Annotated in this window: 2 protein-coding genes; one reads left to right on the top strand and one right to left on the bottom strand. The window is 64.7% G+C overall.

The window, feature by feature from the left end:
* Positions 1–1,168 (top strand): hypothetical protein (locus AC2FM3_RS17830; protein ID WP_496684575.1); only part of this gene is annotated, 1,168 nt, incomplete at its 5' end.
* Positions 1,169–1,205: 37 nt separating this feature from the next.
* Here the strand turns inward: AC2FM3_RS17830 and AC2FM3_RS17825 are convergent.
* Positions 1,206–2,222: peptidoglycan-binding domain-containing protein (locus tag AC2FM3_RS17825; RefSeq protein ID WP_496684573.1), on the bottom strand; the 1,017-nt coding region annotated here is incomplete at its 5' end.

The following is a 2,222-nucleotide window of genomic DNA, read 5'->3' as shown; positions in this document are numbered from 1 at the left end:
CTATGCGCGGGCTTTGTTCCTGTATGTCCGGTCCAACCCGGCGGTGATGAACGATCAGCAATTCTATGTCGGACTCGTGTCCTATCTGGTATCGACACAGATCGGGCAAGACTGCCGGAAGGCCTTTGCCAACGAGTTCGAACGCCGGGACTACTATACCCGTGCCTTTCAGGTTCAACCGCAGGTGCAACAGATCATCGCCGGCAAGACCATCCCGCAGCGCTTCGAGGTGAGCTACCGCGTGACGACAAACGAATACGATTTCCAAGCCAGCTCTTTGCCGTTCGGGAACATACGCAGCATCGGCCAGCGGCTCGATCGCATGATCGGTTCGGACAACGCCCAAAGCTGCGCCCACCAGATGTTGCAGGGAACCAACGTCGATGTCCGGGCCTTTCCCTGGCACTTTACGGTCATCGACGAATCCGGCCAATCGCAGGCACCGCAATTTCCTTTCGTCCAGTCCTTGCAACTCAGCCCCGCCGATGCCCGCACCTTGTTCCAGCAATTCGGCCGGCAGCTCTATTCGATCGTGGCCTATCAGGTGCTGGCGGCCTCTGACGGCTCGCACAGGGTGCAGGTGATCCCAACCGATGCCCAGCTTTTCGGGTTGTCGGACACCGCCGTTGTGCGGGTCCAGACCTATGCGCATCCCACGCTCAGCCAGCCGAACTATCTGGATATCGCCAGCCAGTTGACGGTACGGACCGAGCGGCCCCCGCAGCAGCAAGGATACAACGCTTATTCCTACGTTCCGCATCTGGATGTCACGGTGACGCTGCAGCAGGACGGTTTCCGTGCGGTGGCCACGGGCGTCGCGCAGAGCCCGGGAACCGGGGTCACTGCGGGTGGGACCCGGACGATTACCGGGTCGGCTTCGGTCGGGGCGTCGAGCTTCATCATGCGCATGTCCGCGCCGCAGTTGACCGGGCAGGTGCAGGGCCTGCCGGATGTACCCGGAGCGCAGCGTTTCCTGACGGTGTTTGGTGAAATCGATTTCAACAATGTCACCACCAGCAGCGCCCCCATCCTGGGCCAGGCGATGGTGCTGCAGGTTTCGGCCGACGGAACGCTGTCGGAAACGCAGCCTTTCCCGATAACCGGAGAATTCACGCCGCTTCAGGCTTCGGCTCAGGCCGAGCCGGAAACGCCGTCGGCCAGCGAATGAGCGGGCAGGGGCCGTTTTTCCGCACGGCCCGGCCGTTTCAGTCCAGCGCCGTGGCCTGGTTTGCCACCTCGGTCTGCGGTTGCGGGTTTCCCGAATAGATGTCCAGACTGCTGGGCGCGGACTGTTGCGTCACCTGCTGTGACGCAGGGGCCGTCGGGGTTCCGCTGGCAAACAGGGTGCCGCCCTGCGGAGCCGCGGGTTGCGGGGCCGGCTGTTGTTGCTGCGGGGCCGCCGGTGCGAACAGGTTCTGCTGCTGCGCCTGATCGGGCTGGGTTGGGACCTGCCCGGGTTGGGCGGCCGGGGCTCCGAACAATGTGGTCGTGGCGGGCTGCTGTTGGGTTGGTGCAGCTGTGTACTGACCTTGGTTTGCCGCGGGCTGCTGGCCCTGCGGTGCAAAACCCGATGCCGGTGGCGGAGCTGCCGGGGCGCCAAAAGGCGTCGTGGGTTGCTGACCGGCCGCCCCGAACCCGGCCTGTTGCGTGCCGAAGGGCTGTGTCGGAGCCGTTTGGGCATTGGCTTCGTTCTGCAGATAGAGCGGGGTGGGCAGGCCCGCGGCGGTTCGGGCCATCACCAGCGCCTGGACCGGCGTCACCATGGCCGGGCTGGTCCCGGACTGCGCCAGAAACGCATTGCGCGCGCCGATTGTCCCCGGCCCGTTGGCCCCGTCGATGACGCCGCCGTAATAGCCCAGCGATCGCAGCCCTTCCTGCAACATCATGACTTCGGTCGGGTTCAGATCGCGGTGGGCAAGGGCGGGGTTCATGCCCCCGGTCTGGCTCAGCAGCGCAGCATATTGCGGCCGGGTCAACTGGCCGGTCTGGGCCTCGCCGCGCGACGCCTGGAACTGACGGATCACCGCCCGGCTGCGCTTGCCCAGCACGCCGTCGACGGTTCCGATATCGTATCCCAAATCGCGAAAGGCGGTCTGGATCTGGATACGCTCGGCCCGGCTGTACTGGCTGTTCAGGCTGGACGCCGAACCCCCGCTGGATGAATAGCTGCGCTGTGGTTGCGCCTGCTTCTTGGCTTTCTGGTTGTCGGTGATCCCCTTGGT

This window comes from Ruegeria sp. BHSB172 (assembly GCF_059613165.1).
This window is presented reverse-complemented; position numbering and strand designations above follow the sequence as displayed.